Below are 17,121 nucleotides of genomic sequence, written 5' to 3'. Positions count from 1 at the left end.
CGAGGTTCACGCCGTCACTGTACATATTTTCTCGCGCGACATTGAAAGGAGCTGAAAAAGTGGAAGAAAAAGGTATTGGATATCTAAGAACAAAGCTGAGTTTACGCAAAAAAAGAGTAGATATGCGTTATGAGCAATACGCTATGAAATACACTGATCCATTAATGGGCGTTACCATACCCGAAGAAATAAGAATACGCTATCGATCGATTTTAGGCTGGTGTGCTAAAGGCGTAGACAGCTTAGCCGATCGTTTGGTATTTCGTGAATTTACGAATGACGATTTTATGGTAAATGAAATTTTCCAAGATAATAACCCGGATGTGTTTTTTGACAGTGTTGTTCTATCTGCGCTAATCGCTTCTTGTAGTTTCGTCTATATCTCACAAGGAGAAGATGACAACGTAAGGTTGCAAGTCATAGAAGCAAGCAATGCTACTGGAATAATTGATCCTATTACGGGGCTGTTAACAGAGGGTTATGCTGTATTGGATAGAGATGACAAAGGAGCGCCAATTTCGGAAGCACATTTTTTACCCGGAAAGACAACTTATTACATTGACAACAAAGAGTCAACAACAATCGAAAGCAACGTTCCGCATCCGCTGTTAGTGCCTATCATTCATCGCCCGGATGCAGTTAGACCTTTTGGACGTTCACGCATCACACGTGCCGGGATGTACTATCAACGCTATGCTAAGCGAACGTTAGAGCGCGCAGATATCACAGCGGAGTTTTATTCGTTTCCACAAAAATGGGTAGTTGGGTTGAGTAGTGAGTCTGAGCCATTGGATAGTTGGAGAGCTACAGTCACAAGCATGCTGCAGTTTACCCAAGACGAGAACGGAGAATCTCCGAAGTTAGGACAGTTCACAACGTCAAGTATGACACCATTTACCGAGCAATTAAAGACTGCTGCTGCTGGCTTCGCAGGAGAAACAGGGCTAACGTTAGATGACTTGGGGTTTGTGTCTGACAATCCGTCCAGCGTTGAAGCAATCAAGGCAAGTCATGAGAATTTGCGACTTGCCGGACGGAAAGCACAACGTAGTCTAGGGTCCGGTTTATTGAATGTCGCTTATCTAGCAGCTTGCTTAAGAGATGATTACTCATTTACAAGAAGCCAATTTATGAATACAAAGCCGAAGTGGGAGCCTCTTTTTGAAGCAGACGCGAATACATTAGGTCTGGTTGGAGATGGAGCAGTCAAGCTTAATCAAGCTGTTCCGGGGTACGTAAATGGCGAGACAATTAGAGACCTAACGGGGTTGAAAGGAGCTGATGGTTAATGGTTCAGGATGTTGTACCGGACCTCTTAGAATCTATTGAAAGTCAGTTTGACATCCGAGCCTCAAACAGTACCAACTTAAAAAAAGCTGTAGCTATGTTGAAAGAAAATAAGGCAACGTATCTCGATGTGAACGGCTTTGCAATTGAGGTAGGCGACATACTAGCCGATGTTTTATCGAAAAATCTTGCTGCTGCCAGCTTACCGGATGGGAAAATGCACTATAACATTGCCGATAGGTTGCTAAATCCAACTATGAAGAAAAATCATGATTTAATTTCTGGCTTTGCTTATGATGTACAAACTCAACTTAACCAAAATGCAAATTTACGTTTAAAAGCACAGGTTCCAGAATTAAATCAGGATCGTATCGATGGAATTGTGAACCGTGTTTCTTCTGAGGATGATTTTGAGGCTATCAAGTGGATTCTTGATGATCCTATAGTAAACTTTAGCCAGAGTATCGTGGATGATTCTATCGAAAAAAACGCGAGCTTTCAATCTAGGTCAGGACTCAAACCGAAGATTATTCGTAGAGTATCAGGTCACGCCTGTAAGTGGTGTCAGAATCTTGCTGGATCATATGACTACGAGGATGCGCCGGATGATATTTACCGCAGGCATGAACGTTGTCGCTGTACAGTAGAATACGATCCGGGCGACGGAAGAAAGCAAGACGTGTGGTCGAAGTTTTGGAGGAATTCGAAGAAGAAAGAAGAAAAAGAAAATCGAAAGAATCTTAATGCAAAAGACGACAAAACATTGAGAATCGAAGCGCTAAAGAGACGTATAAGAGATATTAATATCAAGACCGCTACACCTCGCGAGCTAATAAGCATAGGGGAACAAGTGAATGACCTGTATAAAATCGATAGCTTACTAGGCGATAAAGAGAAATTAACCGAAATATTCAGCAATTTCAGGACAATGTCAGGCAAAATACCAAAAGAAACATGGTATAATAGGTCTAACAAAACAGTTAAAGCTCAGCTTGAGAAAGCATTTTCCTATTATCCGAAAGATTGGGCGGATTTGCTAGAACAAAATAATAAAAAATTATTTGCAGGCAAGACAAATAGAGGTTTTTTCTCCGGAGAATTACGCAACGCTAGTGGCAGGCAGCTACTAAGAGGGGCAAGGCCGGGGGAAGGCTTGAGCATTTATGCTGACGGCACGAGGAAAACGACCGCCTACCATGAGATAGGCCACTTAGTAGAGCATCTTAACCCAGATTTGTTGCGAATCAGCAAAGAGTTTGTCGCATATAGAACTGAGGGAGAAGCAAAAACTAGTCTTACGGAAATATTTCCTAACTTTGGCTATAGATACAGCGAATATACTAAACGAGATAATTTCATAAGCCCGTATATTGGGAAAGAATATCAATATGCTAGTGAAGTATTGAGTATGGGGCTAGAAAGTATATACGAACCGGGAAACGGACAACTTTTTGAAATTAGTAAAGATGATGTATGGTTCTACAAAAGTATAGCGGACGATCCGGAGTATTTAAATTTGATCATTGGAATGTTATTGAAAGGATGATAAAGGATGAATGAAGTTGACAAGCTTTTCAAAGAAGCAGATACGCTAAAACAGAATTATCGGAATCATTTCAATATGGATATTCCAGACAATATAATAGGCTGGTGGAACCCGTTAAACATAGCTGACCATCCGGAGGAATTGAAAGCAGGAATAAAGGCTATGGCCGAGGATGTTCAACAAGCTATTGATACGAATACACCCATTGAAGAAATTCCAATCGAATCATGGGAAAAAATAATTTTCTAAGCGCTCAGCGAAAGCTAAGTGCTTTTTTTGTACCCAGCGATAGGGTTACCATGCTGAACAGGGTTGAAAGGGGAAAGCTATGACTACTAAAGTGCGATTTGGTAATCAGCATCCTACTCAATCGGTAATTCTTCCATATGAACACAGTCTATGTCAAAAAGCAATTGAATATTATGAAAAAACGGGTCGTGAATGTTACGAGTGGCAGCTTAATTTATTAGAGCCTATTATGGCCGTTGACAATGATGGCTTGTGGGTACATCAAAAATACGGTTTTTCAATTCCGCGACGAAATGGTAAAACAGAAATAGTATATATGGTTGAACTTTGGGCGCTAGAAGAGGGCTTAAACACGCTTCATACAGCACACCGGATTAGTACGTCTCATTCCTCGTTCGAAAAGATGAAAAAGTATCTTGAAGATATGGGGTATGTCGAAGGCGAGGATTTTAATTCAATAAAAGCCAAAGGACAGGAACGCTTGGAACTGTATGAGAGCGGTGGGGTTATCCAATTCAGGACTAGAACATCAAGTGGTGGACTTGGAGAAGGATTTGATTTGCTAGTTATTGATGAAGCCCAAGAGTACACAATAGAGCAAGAATCAGCGTTGAAGTACACGGTAACTGATAGCGATAATCCTATGACAATCATGTGTGGTACACCGCCGACACCAGTTTCTAGTGGTACTGTATTTACTAGTTATCGGGAAAAAATTCTCTTTGGACAGGGCAAATATTCCGGTTGGGCTGAATGGTCAGTCGATGAAGAAAAGGATATCAATGATATAGAAGCTTGGTACAACTCTAATCCATCGATGGGCTATCATTTAAATGAACGTAAGATAGAGGCGGAGCTAGGCGAGGATAAACTTGATCATAACGTTCAACGTCTTGGTTATTGGCCTAAATACAATCAAAAATCAGCTATTTCAGAAACTGAGTGGCAAGCGTTGAAAGTTAAAGCTTTGCCGGCTCTTAGAGGTCCGTTGCACGTTGGTATAAAGTACGGTAATGATGGCGCGAATGTGTCTATGAGCATTGCGGTTCGTACCTTATCAGGAAAAATCTTTGTTGAATCGATCGATTGTCAATCTGTACGGAATGGGAATCAATGGATCATTAATTTTCTAAAAAATGCTGATGTTGCGAGTGTGGCGATTGATGGAGCGGCCGGACAGAACATTCTTTCTAGTGAGATGAAGGATTTCAAACTGAAACAACCAATATTACCGAAAGTTTCAGAAATCATCGCTGCAAATTCAGCATGGGAGCAGGGAATATTCCAAAAGGGTATCTGTCACACGGATCAACCGTCACTTACTGCAGTAGTAACCAACTCCGAAAAACGAAACATTGGTACGAATGGCGGTTTTGGGTATAAGTCACAGTTTGATGATATGGACATTAGTTTAATGGATAGTGCTTTATTAGCACATTGGGCTTGCAGCAATGTTAAGCCTAAGAAAAAACAACAAGTTAGGTATTAAGCGACTCTATTTTAGAGCCGCTTTTTTAATACAAAAAATTACCGAGACAGCCGGGTAAGCTGGGAAAGGATTTTTATTATGTCAGAATTTAAAGCAATTGAAACGCAAGAGGAACTGGACCGAATTATCCAGGATAGATTGACTCGTCAAAAGGAATCACTAGAAAAACAATTTTCCGATTACGAGGAAATCAAAACACGCAACACGGAATTAGAAAAACAAGTTGGTACGTTGCAAACGACTATTGAAGAATCGAAAACAAGCAATGCCGATTACGACAAACAAATAAGTGATTTGAATGCTAAGGTTGCTGGCTATGAAACAGCAAGTTTACGCACAAAAATCGCTTTGCAGAACGGTTTGCCGTTTGATTTAGCAGACAGACTTGTTGGAGATAACGAAGAAACTTTAAAAGCGGATGCTGAGCGACTGGCCGCATTTGTTAAGCCTAAAAACGCAGTACCACCATTGAAAAACACCGAGAAACCTTTAGGCGATGAGAAAGACAACGCCTATAAATCATTAATAAGTAATTTAAACACAGAAGGAGAGTAATTTATTATGACATTATCAAGAGGTAGTCTATTTGAACCGGAATTAGTAACAGATTTGATTAACAAAGTAAAGGGAAAAAGTTCTTTAGCCATTCTTTCGCAACAAGAGGCAATCCCATTTGATGGAAAAACAGAGTTTATTTTCACAATGGATTCTGAAATCGATATTGTGGCAGAAAATGGGAAGAAAACACACGGCGGCGTGTCAATCGCACCCGTTAAAATGGTGCCTATCAAGGTAGAGTATGGCGCACGTGTTTCTGACGAGTTTATTTATTCCTCAGAAGAAAAGAAAATCGATGTAATCAAATCATTTAACGAAGGTTATGCTAAGAAATTAGCGCGTGGTATTGATTTAATGGCGTTTCATGGGATTAATCCACGTAGCGGCGTAGCATCAACTGTAATCGGAACAAATCACTTTGACAGCAAGGTAACTCAGACAGTTGAATTTTCACAAGTTGATCCAGACGCAAACATTGAGGCTGCAGTATCTATGATTCAAGGAGAAGAAGGCGTAGTTACTGGTTTAGCTGCTGATCCTGCTTTTTCTGCTGCACTTGCTGCAATGCGCACTGGTGGCGATACGAATATCCGTTTATTCCCTGAGCTGGCTTGGGGTGCTAATCCGGGTTCTATCAATGGTCTAAAAGCAGATATTAACAACACCGTATCTGGCGGAACAAGCGATGTTGCGATTATCGGAGATTTTGTTAATTATTTCCAATGGGGATTTGCAAAAGAAATTCCGTTAGAAGTAATCAAGTACGGAGATCCAGACAACAGCGGGCAAGACTTGAAAGGGTACAACCAAGTTTATCTGCGCTCAGAAACATTCTTAGGATGGGGTATTTTAGACGAAACCTCATTTGCTCGTATCATTAAACCAGCTGCAGGAGGTAATTAACCATGGAATATAAAAATACAAAGACAGGGGCTACTTTTAGTAGTCCTTGTAAAATTAGTGGTGGTAATTGGGTACTATCCAGCGATTACGCTAAAAAAAATATCGAAGTAACTTCTGCAGATGATAAAAAAGTCATCATTGAAGACGAACAACCAGAAGAAGCAGAATTAATCAATACTGCACCAGATGAAATTACTAAAAAGCAGATTATGCAGGAGCTGGATGCCTTTGAAGTTGAATATAATCCGCAAGCAAAGAAACAAGAGCTATATGATTTGATGATGCAGCAAGGGAAGTGATCACATGAGTGATTTTGCTACATTAGATGATGTGCAAAAACTATGGCGACCACTTAAAGCTAATGAAACGGAAAGGGCAGGGGCGTTGCTTTCTGTCATTTCCGACTCGTTACGCGAGGAAGCTTTCAAAGTCGGCAGAGATTTAGACGAGATGGTAAAGGAACGTCCTTCATTTGCTAATGTCGTGCGATCTGTGACCGTTGATGTGGTTGCTCGCACACTTATGACCTCAACCGATCAAGAGCCTATGACACAGTTCGCAGAGGGTGCACTAGGCTATAGTGTTTCAGGTTCTTATCTAGTTCCCGGTGGTGGCTTGTTTATAAAGACTTCTGAACTTAATCGTTTAGGGCTACGCCGTCAACGATATGGAGTGATCAATTTTTATGGGAAAGATTAAAGGAATAACTATTCAATTGGTCGATAAGGTCAAAACGGGAGTTGATCCATTTGATAAACCGATATATGAAGATAAGCCGTTTGATATTGATAATGTACTTATTAGCCCGGTTTCTTCTGACGATGTGGTAAACCAGCAAAATCTTACGGGGAAAAAGGCTGTTTATACATTAGCTATTCCTAAAGAAGATACCCACGAATGGGAAGATAGAGAAGTCCTATTTTTCGGTAAACGTTGGCGCACGTTTGGAATACCGCTTGAGGGCATTGAGGACCTTATACCGCTTGATTGGAATAAGAAAGTGATGGTGGAACGCTATGAGTAAAAAAGGCTTTGAATTGAATCGGGGCGGTGTTGCTGAACTGATGAAGTCAGAAGCAATGCAAAAAGTGCTATCAGATAAAGCAACAGGCATTAGGAACCGCTGCGGCGATGGATATGAACAAGATGTCTATGTCGGACAGAATCGGGCAAATGCCATGATCAGCGCTGAGACCTACAGAGCAAAAAGGGATAATATGAAGAACAACACAATTTTAAAGGCGGTACGATAGATGATTGAACTTGTGATAAAACAATTTCTTGATAGTCATTTGTCTGTACCGTCTTTTTTAGAACGTCCTGCAGAATCTCCGGATCGCTTCGTTCTTTTCGAAAAGACAGGCGGTGCAAAAAGTAATTATTTGCCGTCTTCGACCTTTGCTTTTCAAAGTTATGCGGAATCCATGTATGAGGCTGCAAAATTAAACGAAGAACTAAAAGAAGCGGTGGAAGCAATGATTATTGTTGATGAAATCAGCGGTATTAAATTAAACAGTGACTACAACTACACAGATACAACAACGAAAGAATACAGATATCAAGCGGTGTTTGATATCAACCATTATTAGGAGGAATTTTATATGTCAAAAACAGAAAATGTTTCAACAGCAAAACCAAAGATAACAGGTCCAATTTTCTCTGCTCCCTTAGGTACCACATTGCCAGCTGATGCAACAACTGATTTAGATAATGCCTTTAAAGGATTAGGCTATATTTCAGAAGATGGCTTAACTAATACAAATACCCCATCTTCTGACAATATCAAAGCATGGGGTGGCGATACGGTTGCGGTTGTTCAATCTGAAAAAGAAGATACCTTTACCTACAAATTAATCGAATCAACAAATGTTGAAGTTTTAAAAGAAGTCTATGGTATTGAAAATGTTTCTGGATCATTAGAGGCCGGTATTGTTGTAAAAGCTAATGCTGCTCAATTAGATGAACATGCGATTGTCATTGACATGATTTTAAAAGGTGGCGTTTTGAAACGAATTGTCATTCCTCATGGTCAAGTGTCAGAGATTGGCGAAATTTCTTATGTAGATGAGGAAGCAGTTGGTTATGAAATCACTTTGACAGCATTGCCGGACGATCAAGGTAACTCTCACTACGAATACATTCAAAAACCTACAGCTACCCCCTAAGCCTCCCCAAAACCTGACCGTTTTTGACATAGCTAGAAATAGCGCAATAATTGAATGGTTAGGCGCAAATGGGGATGTGTTACTAAATGACATAGTGATAGCTGAGGGCGTTACTTCTCCGCATATCATAGAGAATTTAGAAAGCAACACAGAGTATACTGTAAAAGTTGTGAACAAAAGTGGAGAGAGCGAAGAAGTAACATTCAAAACAAAAGAGATCACGTATAAAGAAGTAACAATTGTGTGTGATTTAAAGGACAAAGTTACAGAAAGTGTAGAAGAAAATCCAAACGACGTAAGATGGTTAGTTTCTGCAAGCGTACCAGCACCGTCATTAAATGCGAGTGAATTCACACAATCTATGTATGACGCTATATATTCGCTTGATGGAACAACGGTTGATTTACAAACAACTACACTAGCAAGAAATGTGCAAATAAATGCATTTCTAAATATAGTTGAAACGGTAGATAGACATGATGGTAATTACTTTTCAAATCACAACGCAACAACATTAATAGAAAAAGCAAACGTGCTAAGAGAAGAAATAAAAAAATTAGAGGTCTCTTCAAGCGGTTACGGTAATGGCCCAGGAGGCTATAGATATATATTGGCGTGGTGGAACTCTACTGCTTGGGAAGGCGGTTACGCTCACACTGATGATGCTATCAACACCGTTACAAGGGAAATAGACCCTAGCAAATATATATTAGATGATGGTTATTTAATTTTGAATACTAGAACATATACATCGGACACTATAACGCCTTCAATTTTGTCAATGGATTATGTTTGCGCAAAAATAACCATACTAGTAGAAGAAGATTAGCAGCCGCTAGTCTTCTTTATTTTTTAGGAGGAAAACAAATGATTATTACAGGTAAAACGAAATCAGGGTTCAACTATGAAATTCAAAAGGAGCGTTTGGAAAACTACGAGCTTTTAGAAGCGATTGGAGAATCAGAAGAAAATGCTTCTGCTATGACGAAAGTTGTGAAGTTGTTATTAGGTAAAGAACAGACCAACAAATTGAAGGATCATGTACGCACTGAAAGCGGGGTTGTACCAATCGAAAAATTATCAGAAGAGATTACAGATATTTTCCAAAATCAACAAATAACAAAAAACTCTTAATCCTTGCTGGGATGATACGTTTTGATGACGAGGCATTAATTTGCGACCTTGCAGAAACGTATAATATTTACGATTATAGACAGCTGCCACCAACAAGGGTAGCTGTTTTTTCTTGTGGTTTGAGGGATGATTCCCGAATCAAAATGAAAATGATGGATCAAGCTGTTCCCTTAGAAACAACTTTATTGGCCGGAATAAATGATCGGTTAAGCATGATTTTATGGTCACAAACAAAAGACGGTCAAAAAGGGAAAAACAAACCAAAATTCATTTTAGATTCACTTAGTGGGAAACCACCAGTCAAAAAAGATGAAGTCGTATTTAACTCTAGCGAGGAGTTCGAAGAGGTAAGAAGAAAATTATTGGAAGGTATAGATTAGGAGGAAAGGGGATATGGCAACAGAACTAGGAAAAGCATATGTCCAGATAGTACCCTCAGCTCGTGGCTTGTCAGGAGCGCTTAGGGGTCAACTTGATCCAGAGGCAGAATCAGCAGGACAATCAGCTGGCTTAAAAATAGGTACTGGTTTGAAAGTTGCTGCCGTCGCTGCTGTCGCCGCAGTAGGTGCAACTTTAGGGAAGGTCATTTCTTCATCACTTTCAGAAGGGGCCAACCTCCAACAATCGCTTGGTGGTATTGAAACGCTGTTTAAAGGTAGTGCTGATAAAGTTATCAAATATGCAGATGAAGCATACCGTACTGCAGGCCTATCAGCTAATGACTACATGGAGAGCGTGACCAGCTTCTCAGCAAGTTTGTTACAGTCTATGGGCGGAGACACAGAAGCTGCAGCAGACAAAGCAAACATGGCGTTAATCGATATGTCAGATAACGCAAATAAAATGGGAACGAGTATGCAAGATATACAAAACGCTTATCAAGGATTTGCAAAGCAAAACTATACAATGCTTGATAACTTGAAACTTGGTTACGGTGGTACTAAAACCGAGATGGAAAGATTACTGGCGGATGCTGAAAAGCTAACCGGTATAAAGTACGATATTAACAACCTTGCGGACGTGTACGATGCGATTCATGCCGTTCAGGAAGAACTCGATATAACAGGAACAACAGCCAAAGAAGCAGCAGAAACATTCAGTGGTTCCTTTGCAGCAATGAAATCAGCATTCTCTAACGTATTGGGTAACTTGGCACTAGGAAGAGACATAACACCTTCTTTGCAAGCTTTAGCAGAAACAACCTCTACTTTTCTACTTGGAAATTTCTTTCCGATGGTAGGGAACATACTATCTACATTACCTAGTGCAATTGGTACTTTTATATCAGCGTCAGCCCCGATGATTGGGGAAGCATTTGACAGTCTATTAGCTAGTTTAAATATTGATATACCTATCTTTGACACGATAGAAACCGCACTAAAAAAAGTAGGTCTAGTTATAGAAACGTTTAAGACTTGGACAAATTTGTTCGACAATACAAAAGGAAGCGTGTTTGATTTAAGAGATTCATTTACGGAATTAATGCCTATGTCATTATATGCTGATATAGCAGATTTAGCGTATGAATTTGGAGAAATGGTCATGAAATTCCAAGAGGGCATGGCTACTGTTGCGTCTGATTTGGCAAGCTTGGGGGCTTCAATTGTTTCAGGGTTGGGCAATGCCTTTGCAACAATAGCCCCTGTTTTTATAAGTAGTTTCGGGAAAATATTGTCACAAATACCGGGATTATTAAGTACAGTAATAACTTCCATAACTCCTATTGTTGATATGATAGGCGAAGCAATTACAAGGCTGGATTTTAGCGGTATACAGGCATTTGCAGAAGTAGTAATACCAGCTGTAACTGCCGCATTTGAAACGATGATGACGATTGTGCGACCTGCAATTGATCAACTCATAGAATCATTTGTTAATATGTGGAACGCGGCACAACCATTCATTTCTGCGCTTGCTGAGCTATTAATGCCTGTATTGCAGATAGTGTCTTCATTCTTGGGTGGAGTGTTTAAAGGGGTGCTAATGGGTGTCTCAGCGGTATTTGATATGATTGCTGTTGCAGTTCAGTTCCTTACTCCGGTCGTACAATTCTTGGTAGGTGTGTTTCAAGCTTGCTTACCTGTCTTTCAAACGATTGCGGAATGGGTCGGTGTTGTTATCGGTCTTTTTGCTAATCTAGGATCGGTCGGGAGTGGTTTGAGCGGGATGTTATCAAGCGCTTGGACCAACATACAATCAGCTATATCTACAGCAGGAACAATTATTTCTGGTGTAATCAACGGGATTAAAACTTTCTTTAGCTCGCTTGGAAGTGCAGGCAGTGTATTAAGCGGTCTCATTTCAAATATTTGGGGCGTTATTCAATCAGTCATTTCGGCTGCCGGAAGCGTAATACAGGGAGTTCTAACTGCTGTCGGAAGTGGATTTTCAGGTATGGGAAGCGTGGTATCTAGCGTAGGCTCTCAAGTGCAAGGAGTAATCAATAGTATAAAGAATGTATTTAACAGCTTGAGAAATATAGATATCAGTGGTGCAGGTAAAGCAATCATGGATGGGTTCCTAGGCGGACTGAAAGGCGCTTGGGGAGCTGTTACTGATTTTGTCGGTGGGATTGCTGACTGGATTGCGAAAAATAAAGGTCCTATATCCTATGATAAAAAATTGTTGATTCCTGCTGGTAATGCAATAATGGCCGGATTAAACAAAGGACTACAAGAAGAGTTTAAGGTAGTCAAATCAACCGTATCAAGCATGGCAGACGAGCTAGGAGATAGCTTTAATGTAACGGATGGTTTCGCTTCTTTTGGAGATATAGACACACAAAGAAGTATCATGCATGATATTTCAAAAGGATTTGAAAGAGACAAAGCTTCTCTAATTGATGACAAAGTAGACAAGCAGCCGATAGAAATTAAAGTGCCTGTATATCTTTATCCGGGAGCGACAAAAGAAATCGGCTACGCTACAGCGCCGCACGTTTTAGAAGCGAACAAAAACAGAGAGTATATTGTTAATGCAGTGAGAGGTGGGGCTTAATGGTAAAGTTTGTATCACTGAAAAAAACTTTGTCAGTAGTATTCGACGGTCACGAACTGGCAGATTATTTAATCGTTGCGCCGGGCTTTGATCGAGGGATAGGCTCAAGTCGTGACATTAATTTGCAGAAATTAGGAGAAAGAAGAGGGAAAGAGTTTTTGTCAGTTACTAATGACGAAAGCTCTATTTCTATGCCTTTTTCTTTAGTGGATAATGTGCTTGAAAAACGCAGAGAATTAGCAAGAATTCTTGACGTTGATGAACCGAAAAAATTAGTTTTCGGAGATGAACCTGACAAATATTATTTAGCGATTCCTTCGGATGATGTTCCTTTTTCTGATAGTAAGTATTATGGAAGTGGCACAATCACATGGCTAGTTCCGGATGCTGCAGCACACTCAACTGCAATAAAACAGTTTCCTCTTACAAAGACTGCAGACGGTATTTATGAGTTCGAGATTGACAATCAAGGTTCAGAGAGTGTGCCTATCACTTATAGATTGAAGAATACGAAAGAAAACGGCTATGTTGGCATTGTCAGCGAGTATGGAGCAATGCAGTTCGGAAAAATTGACGAAGCGGACGGGGTAGACTATCAACAAAGTGAAAAGTTAATCAGTACTACATCGTTCAGTTCTTACGAAAACTATACTGGCACAAATCCACAAGATAGTAATAAAAAAACTGGTGGAACATTAACTCAAAGCACAATCGATGGCCGCAATATTTTGCGGTTAGGTAGTGGGGGTTCTGCTACATCTGGATGGAAAGGCGGAATGAAAATGATTGATGTTCCTGCCGATTCAGAGGGGAAAATAGGAGCGAAAAATTTCTACTGCTATTTCAATTCTTGGTTTGAAACGGGATTAATGGGCCAGACAGGTTGTGTGAATGTCAGTTTCTTTACTGCAGACTTGAAATTGATTTGTTCGTATATCATTGAGAAGACGGACGCATCCGGGAATAGCGCTGGTGTTCTTTTCCAGATTGGTGGAGATAGACCAGCAGTCTATAAGCATATTAATTTCACACCTAGCTATCTTAATAGTCAAAATCAATTCAACAATGCGAGAGGTCATACGGATTTAATTAAAACAAATGATACTGTAGAAATGTATTGGTTTGGCTCTCGTATTGGTGCTAGTTCACCAAGTATAAAAGATATGGAATGTGCCAAAATAGGTATTTACATCGGGCAAACTTATAGTAGAAATACTAATGAATCCAGCCAGTTTGTTACACGCTGCTACTTAAGAGAATTAAATTTCTCGAAAATGAACGTCGACAAATGGCGAGATGTACCGAATCGATACTCAACAAACACAGAGGTAGTAATTGATGGGAATGAAACAAAAATGTATGTTGATGGCGTTGAGTCGCTAGCCGATGAAGTGAAAGGAACTCAATACTTTAAGGCGCAACCAGGCAAAACAAAAGTACAGGTTTATGTATCAGATTTTAGTGAGTTGGACTTGTCAGCGTGTACGGCTGAAATTAGGGAGGCATGGATTTAATGAATGAGAATGTAAGAATCGCGGTTCGTGACTCTTTAGATCGGCAAAACCTCACATTTCTGGATAACTCAGCAACAGGCACACTTCATTATACAAATGACACACTTAACCGTTTTGTTGAGGGCGATGCTAGTGTCCTAACGCTTGATATAGCAAAGACTCATGAGGATGTGCAATATTTGACGTGTGGCAATAAGCTTGCGTTTATCTGGAAGAATAAAGACTATTGGATGAACATTATCGATGTAGAAGAAAATGAGTATCAGCTCACTGTTATCGCTTTTAGTCTTTCGCTTGAGTTGAACAATGAAACTCGCGGAGAGTATAACAGCGATGGCGCAATGAGTATTGAACAGTATATCAGAAAATTTGATCCAGAAAGAACTTTGACTATCGGACTTAACGAAGTATCAGATAAGAAAATTTCATATGAATGGACCGGCACTCAGACCGTGCTTGCTCGTCTCTATTCGATCGCTAACGTATTCAGTGCAGAATTTGAGTTTGTTACTAAGCTAAATGACGACTACAGCTTAAACAGTATTACATTGAATATCTATCGTAAGCATTCAGATACAAGCCAAGGTATCGGAGAGAACAAAACGAATGTGACATTGAGGTTTGGCAAAGAAATCAAGACGATCACACGGAAAGAGAATATCAAGGAAATCTATACAGGTATTCGTCCACGTGGGAAAGATGGTTTAAATTTAGTCGGTTATATAAAAAAGGAATACGATAAGAACAACTTGTTAGAGTATTACACCGATGGGGATTTGATCAGAGCGCCACAGGCTCGTGATCGCTTCCCTTCTTTCGCCGCTCAAACAACCGATATGTACATTACTTACGATTGGGAAACGGAGTACAGCACACAGGAAGCTTTATACGGGGCTGCACTTGCTGAACTGAAAAAGCATAGTGTGCCGGAACTAGAATTTGAGGTAGAGGGTTATTTTGATACGAACGTAGGCGATACCCTAACGATTGAAAATGATAAGTATAAGCCTATGCTGATTATCGAAGCACGTGTGACTGAACAGGTTGAATCGTTTACCGATCCATCGAAGAACAAAACAACATTTTCGAATTTTAAAGAAATCGGCAGTCAGATAGATTCTTCATTGCTTGCTAAAGTTCAACAGCTGATTGATGCCAATAAGAAATATGAATATCAGATGATTAGCGACAATGGCACAGTATTTAAAAACGGAGAAGGGCAGACAACTTTAAAAGCTCGTGTTCTGGACGGTGTAGAAGACATTACAAACAGCCTATATGTTGTTTGGTACAAAGACGGTCAACACCTCGTTGATGCTCAGAGTATTACCGTCAAAGCAGCAGATATCAATGAGAAAGCTGTATACCGGTATATTGCTACAAACGTTTCAGGCTCAAACAGCGGAGGCTTTGAGGTCACTGTCACGAATGTTTCAGATGGAGAAGCCGGAGCCAAAGGAGACAAGGGCGATAAAGGCGACAGAGGAGATCAAGGGGCGCCGGGAGAACCAGGGGCAGACGGAACAACAACATATACATGGATAAAGTACGCCGATACTGCAACGGGAACCGGATTATCTGACAATCCGGCCGGAAAGAAATACATCGGATTGGCTCACAATAAACCTGTAGCGCAAGAAAGTACAAACCCTGCCGATTACACTTGGGCTGAGTTCAAAGGCGATGACGGAACGGACGGAGCAGCAGGCAAAGGGATTAAAGCAACAGCTATAGCATACGCAATAAGCACAAGCGGAACCACTACGCCGACGAGCGGATGGCAAACGACAGTACCGAGCGTTCCAGAGAATCAATTCTTATGGACTAGAGTTATTCAGACATACACTGACAATACGACAACAACGGCGTACAGTGTTGGTAAAATGGGCGCTCAAGGTCCGCAAGGCGAGGACGGGGCAAACGGTATCAATGGTTCAGGGCAACTGCTGTTTAATCCAAACTGGGAGAACTACGATAGCTCTGGAAACACATCGACGATGGGATGGACTTACAACGCTTACGCCAAACGGTTAGCAGCGGAATCTGATAATCCAACATTACCAATCATGAGAGTAGGAGAAGGAAGTACAGCGTCAAGATACATTCGAAGTGTAAACATTCCTGTAGTTCCAGACACTTATATCAGGATTCAAGGAGAAGCCAGATTTAGCGCTATAGTTAACACTGGATATTTTTCTGTAGTTAGATTTTACGAAGCTGGAAAGGCTGCTGAGAACGAAACTCAGCTTACCGGAGCAAACAGTTATTTTCAACTTAATGGCGTTTCAAACGGTTCACTCGTTAAGGATGTGGTAACTACACCTGCATCAAATACAACAGTTGCGAACGTTTGGACACCTTTTACTCACACCATCAAAGTTCCTGCAGGTGTCTCTAATATGAAATGGTTTGCTTGGAACGGACAAACAGTCGCGACAGCATATACAGATTTCAGGGGAGTATCAATAACTACGTACAAAGAAGGCGAGAAAGGCGACCCCAGCATAATATATTCTGATGCTGAACCAGATCCAAAAGTTAAAGATATGATGTGGCAAAAGCCTGGCGAACCTTTAAAAAGATGGAATGGCGCAACATGGGTTATACATCAGTTTATGGCAGATAATATCTTTGCAACAAACTTGACTGTTATAGATGGGAAATTTGAAAAGCTTGAGGGTACTGAAATTCACGGTTCATTGTTTAAAAACACATTTAGTGGTTACGGCGCTATTCAAGATGCAATGAGTGGTTACACTCAAATCGAAGGGGCAACAGTAGAGTCACGATACACTGGCGATAACACAGGATTAGAAGGATATTGGAGTCTGACGCCGACCGGCTACAGTATGGGGATGAAACAAAAAAACGGGAATTCGAATGGAATAGATTTATACTATGACCGTTTAGTTTTAAGGCAAAACTCAGATTATGTAGTTTTAGATTATGCTACTATGCGCGATTCTGGCTGGATCACTATCCCGTGGGCACGAACAGGAGTAAGTGGCACACTGCAGTATCGTTACTATTTAGGAACATTCACTTGTCGTTTAATTGATTTTGTGTTCAACGGAACAACGCCGGGCGGTTCTCCATTAGCCCGTATTCCTTCGAGCGTATTTGTGCCAACGTCAGCCCAAATGCATCTTATTCCACTTTGGAACAATAGCGGAACAACAGATACTATTCAAGTTAATTTGGATGGTGCAATTTATAAAGTTTCAAACAACGGAGGAACTACGATGGCACGGGCTTCGTTCGTTGTATTTTAATAGAAGA

18 protein-coding genes are annotated in these 17,121 nt (G+C 40.5%); all 18 read left to right on the top strand.

Features of this window, described 5'->3' with window-relative positions; translation table 11 throughout:
- The first annotated feature begins 59 nt into the window (after positions 1 to 59).
- The 18 genes from A5888_RS08150 to A5888_RS08065 all read left to right on the top strand — a co-directional run bounded on the left by A5888_RS08150 (position 60) and on the right by A5888_RS08065 (position 17,114).
- Positions 60 to 1,289 carry a phage portal protein gene (locus A5888_RS08150; protein WP_086350178.1) on the top strand — a complete coding sequence of 410 codons (1,230 nt, stop codon included), beginning with the start codon at positions 60 to 62 and terminating at the stop codon, positions 1,287 to 1,289.
- Entirely contained in the window at positions 1,289 to 2,833 is a 1,545-nt protein-coding gene (locus A5888_RS08145; RefSeq protein ID WP_249274519.1) for a hypothetical protein, read from the top strand. The genes A5888_RS08150 and A5888_RS08145 overlap by 1 nt, the downstream gene beginning before the upstream one ends.
- 6 nt (positions 2,834 to 2,839) lie before the next feature.
- Positions 2,840 to 3,082: a hypothetical protein gene (locus tag A5888_RS08140; RefSeq protein ID WP_086350180.1), complete on the top strand. Its 243-nt coding sequence runs from the start codon at positions 2,840 to 2,842 to the stop codon at positions 3,080 to 3,082.
- Between the two features lie 79 nt (positions 3,083 to 3,161).
- Entirely contained in the window at positions 3,162 to 4,571 is a 1,410-nt protein-coding gene (locus tag A5888_RS08135) for a DEAD/DEAH box helicase family protein (RefSeq protein WP_086350181.1), read from the top strand.
- A gap of 78 nt (positions 4,572 to 4,649) precedes the next feature.
- Complete coding sequence (locus tag A5888_RS08130; RefSeq protein ID WP_339102033.1) at positions 4,650 to 5,126, top strand: capsid assembly scaffolding protein Gp46 family protein; 477 nt, start codon at positions 4,650 to 4,652, stop codon at positions 5,124 to 5,126.
- Between the two features lie 6 nt (positions 5,127 to 5,132).
- Entirely contained in the window at positions 5,133 to 6,032 is a 900-nt protein-coding gene (locus A5888_RS08125) for a phage major capsid protein (protein WP_339102032.1), read from the top strand.
- A 2-nt stretch (positions 6,033 to 6,034) separates the two neighbouring features.
- Positions 6,035 to 6,331 (top strand): hypothetical protein, encoded by a 297-nt coding sequence (locus A5888_RS08120; RefSeq protein ID WP_086348528.1) that lies wholly within the window; start codon positions 6,035 to 6,037, stop codon positions 6,329 to 6,331.
- Between the two features lie 4 nt (positions 6,332 to 6,335).
- Complete coding sequence (locus tag A5888_RS08115; protein ID WP_086350182.1) at positions 6,336 to 6,731, top strand: phage Gp19/Gp15/Gp42 family protein; 396 nt, start codon at positions 6,336 to 6,338, stop codon at positions 6,729 to 6,731.
- Positions 6,718 to 7,056, top strand: a complete 339-nt coding sequence (locus tag A5888_RS08110; protein ID WP_086350183.1) for a hypothetical protein — start codon at positions 6,718 to 6,720, stop codon at positions 7,054 to 7,056. The genes A5888_RS08115 and A5888_RS08110 overlap by 14 nt, the downstream gene beginning before the upstream one ends.
- On the top strand, positions 7,049 to 7,285 hold the full coding sequence (locus A5888_RS08105) for a hypothetical protein (protein ID WP_086350185.1): 237 nt from the start codon (positions 7,049 to 7,051) through the stop codon (positions 7,283 to 7,285). The genes A5888_RS08110 and A5888_RS08105 overlap by 8 nt, the downstream gene beginning before the upstream one ends.
- The gene (locus A5888_RS08100; RefSeq protein WP_086350186.1) at positions 7,286 to 7,621 is read left to right on the top strand and encodes a hypothetical protein; all 336 of its coding nucleotides are present in this window, start codon (positions 7,286 to 7,288) and stop codon (positions 7,619 to 7,621) included.
- A gap of 12 nt (positions 7,622 to 7,633) precedes the next feature.
- Entirely contained in the window at positions 7,634 to 8,197 is a 564-nt protein-coding gene (locus A5888_RS08095; RefSeq protein WP_086350187.1) for a phage tail protein, read from the top strand.
- 76 nt (positions 8,198 to 8,273) lie between these two features.
- Entirely contained in the window at positions 8,274 to 9,026 is a 753-nt protein-coding gene (locus A5888_RS08090; protein ID WP_086350188.1) for a hypothetical protein, read from the top strand.
- A 38-nt stretch (positions 9,027 to 9,064) separates the two neighbouring features.
- Positions 9,065 to 9,331 (top strand): hypothetical protein, encoded by a 267-nt coding sequence (locus A5888_RS08085; RefSeq protein WP_170924849.1) that lies wholly within the window; start codon positions 9,065 to 9,067, stop codon positions 9,329 to 9,331.
- A gap of 11 nt (positions 9,332 to 9,342) precedes the next feature.
- Positions 9,343 to 9,711, top strand: a complete 369-nt coding sequence (locus A5888_RS08080) for a DUF5361 domain-containing protein (RefSeq protein ID WP_086350189.1) — start codon at positions 9,343 to 9,345, stop codon at positions 9,709 to 9,711.
- A gap of 13 nt (positions 9,712 to 9,724) precedes the next feature.
- A complete protein-coding gene (locus A5888_RS08075; protein ID WP_086350190.1) occupies positions 9,725 to 12,328 on the top strand; it encodes a phage tail protein in 2,604 nt (867 codons plus the stop codon).
- Complete coding sequence (locus A5888_RS08070; protein ID WP_086350191.1) at positions 12,328 to 13,842, top strand: distal tail protein Dit; 1,515 nt, start codon at positions 12,328 to 12,330, stop codon at positions 13,840 to 13,842. Before A5888_RS08075 ends, A5888_RS08070 begins: the two co-directional genes overlap by 1 nt.
- On the top strand, positions 13,842 to 17,114 hold the full coding sequence (locus tag A5888_RS08065; RefSeq protein WP_086350192.1) for a phage tail spike protein: 3,273 nt from the start codon (positions 13,842 to 13,844) through the stop codon (positions 17,112 to 17,114). The genes A5888_RS08070 and A5888_RS08065 overlap by 1 nt, the downstream gene beginning before the upstream one ends.
- The last annotated feature ends 7 nt before the right edge of the window (positions 17,115 to 17,121 follow it).

The sequence above is a fragment of the Enterococcus sp. 9E7_DIV0242 genome (assembly GCF_002140975.2).
In the GTDB taxonomy this organism is placed as follows: Bacteria; Bacillota; Bacilli; order Lactobacillales; family Enterococcaceae; genus Enterococcus_L; species Enterococcus_L clewellii.
Note: the sequence above shows the minus strand (reverse complement) of the source record. Positions and strands in the feature narration are given on the sequence as shown.

What these genes read in the sequence shown, in the direction of transcription:
- A5888_RS08145 (WP_249274519.1), top strand. Translation starts at nt 1,289, where the DNA reads ATGGTTCAGGATGTTGTACCGGACCTCTTAGAATCTATTGAAAGTCAG.
- A5888_RS08140 (WP_086350180.1), top strand. Translation starts at nt 2,840, where the DNA reads ATGAATGAAGTTGACAAGCTTTTCAAAGAAGCAGATACGCTAAAACAG.
- A5888_RS08135 (WP_086350181.1), top strand. Translation starts at nt 3,162, where the DNA reads ATGACTACTAAAGTGCGATTTGGTAATCAGCATCCTACTCAATCGGTA.
- A5888_RS08130 (WP_339102033.1), top strand. Translation starts at nt 4,650, where the DNA reads ATGTCAGAATTTAAAGCAATTGAAACGCAAGAGGAACTGGACCGAATT.
- A5888_RS08125 (WP_339102032.1), top strand. Translation starts at nt 5,133, where the DNA reads ATGACATTATCAAGAGGTAGTCTATTTGAACCGGAATTAGTAACAGAT.
- A5888_RS08120 (WP_086348528.1), top strand. Translation starts at nt 6,035, where the DNA reads ATGGAATATAAAAATACAAAGACAGGGGCTACTTTTAGTAGTCCTTGT.
- A5888_RS08115 (WP_086350182.1), top strand. Translation starts at nt 6,336, where the DNA reads ATGAGTGATTTTGCTACATTAGATGATGTGCAAAAACTATGGCGACCA.
- A5888_RS08110 (WP_086350183.1), top strand. Translation starts at nt 6,718, where the DNA reads ATGGGAAAGATTAAAGGAATAACTATTCAATTGGTCGATAAGGTCAAA.
- A5888_RS08105 (WP_086350185.1), top strand. Translation starts at nt 7,049, where the DNA reads ATGAGTAAAAAAGGCTTTGAATTGAATCGGGGCGGTGTTGCTGAACTG.
- A5888_RS08100 (WP_086350186.1), top strand. Translation starts at nt 7,286, where the DNA reads ATGATTGAACTTGTGATAAAACAATTTCTTGATAGTCATTTGTCTGTA.
- A5888_RS08095 (WP_086350187.1), top strand. Translation starts at nt 7,634, where the DNA reads ATGTCAAAAACAGAAAATGTTTCAACAGCAAAACCAAAGATAACAGGT.
- A5888_RS08085 (WP_170924849.1), top strand. Translation starts at nt 9,065, where the DNA reads ATGATTATTACAGGTAAAACGAAATCAGGGTTCAACTATGAAATTCAA.
- A5888_RS08080 (WP_086350189.1), top strand. Translation starts at nt 9,343, where the DNA reads ATGATACGTTTTGATGACGAGGCATTAATTTGCGACCTTGCAGAAACG.
- A5888_RS08075 (WP_086350190.1), top strand. Translation starts at nt 9,725, where the DNA reads ATGGCAACAGAACTAGGAAAAGCATATGTCCAGATAGTACCCTCAGCT.
- A5888_RS08070 (WP_086350191.1), top strand. Translation starts at nt 12,328, where the DNA reads ATGGTAAAGTTTGTATCACTGAAAAAAACTTTGTCAGTAGTATTCGAC.
- A5888_RS08065 (WP_086350192.1), top strand. Translation starts at nt 13,842, where the DNA reads ATGAATGAGAATGTAAGAATCGCGGTTCGTGACTCTTTAGATCGGCAA.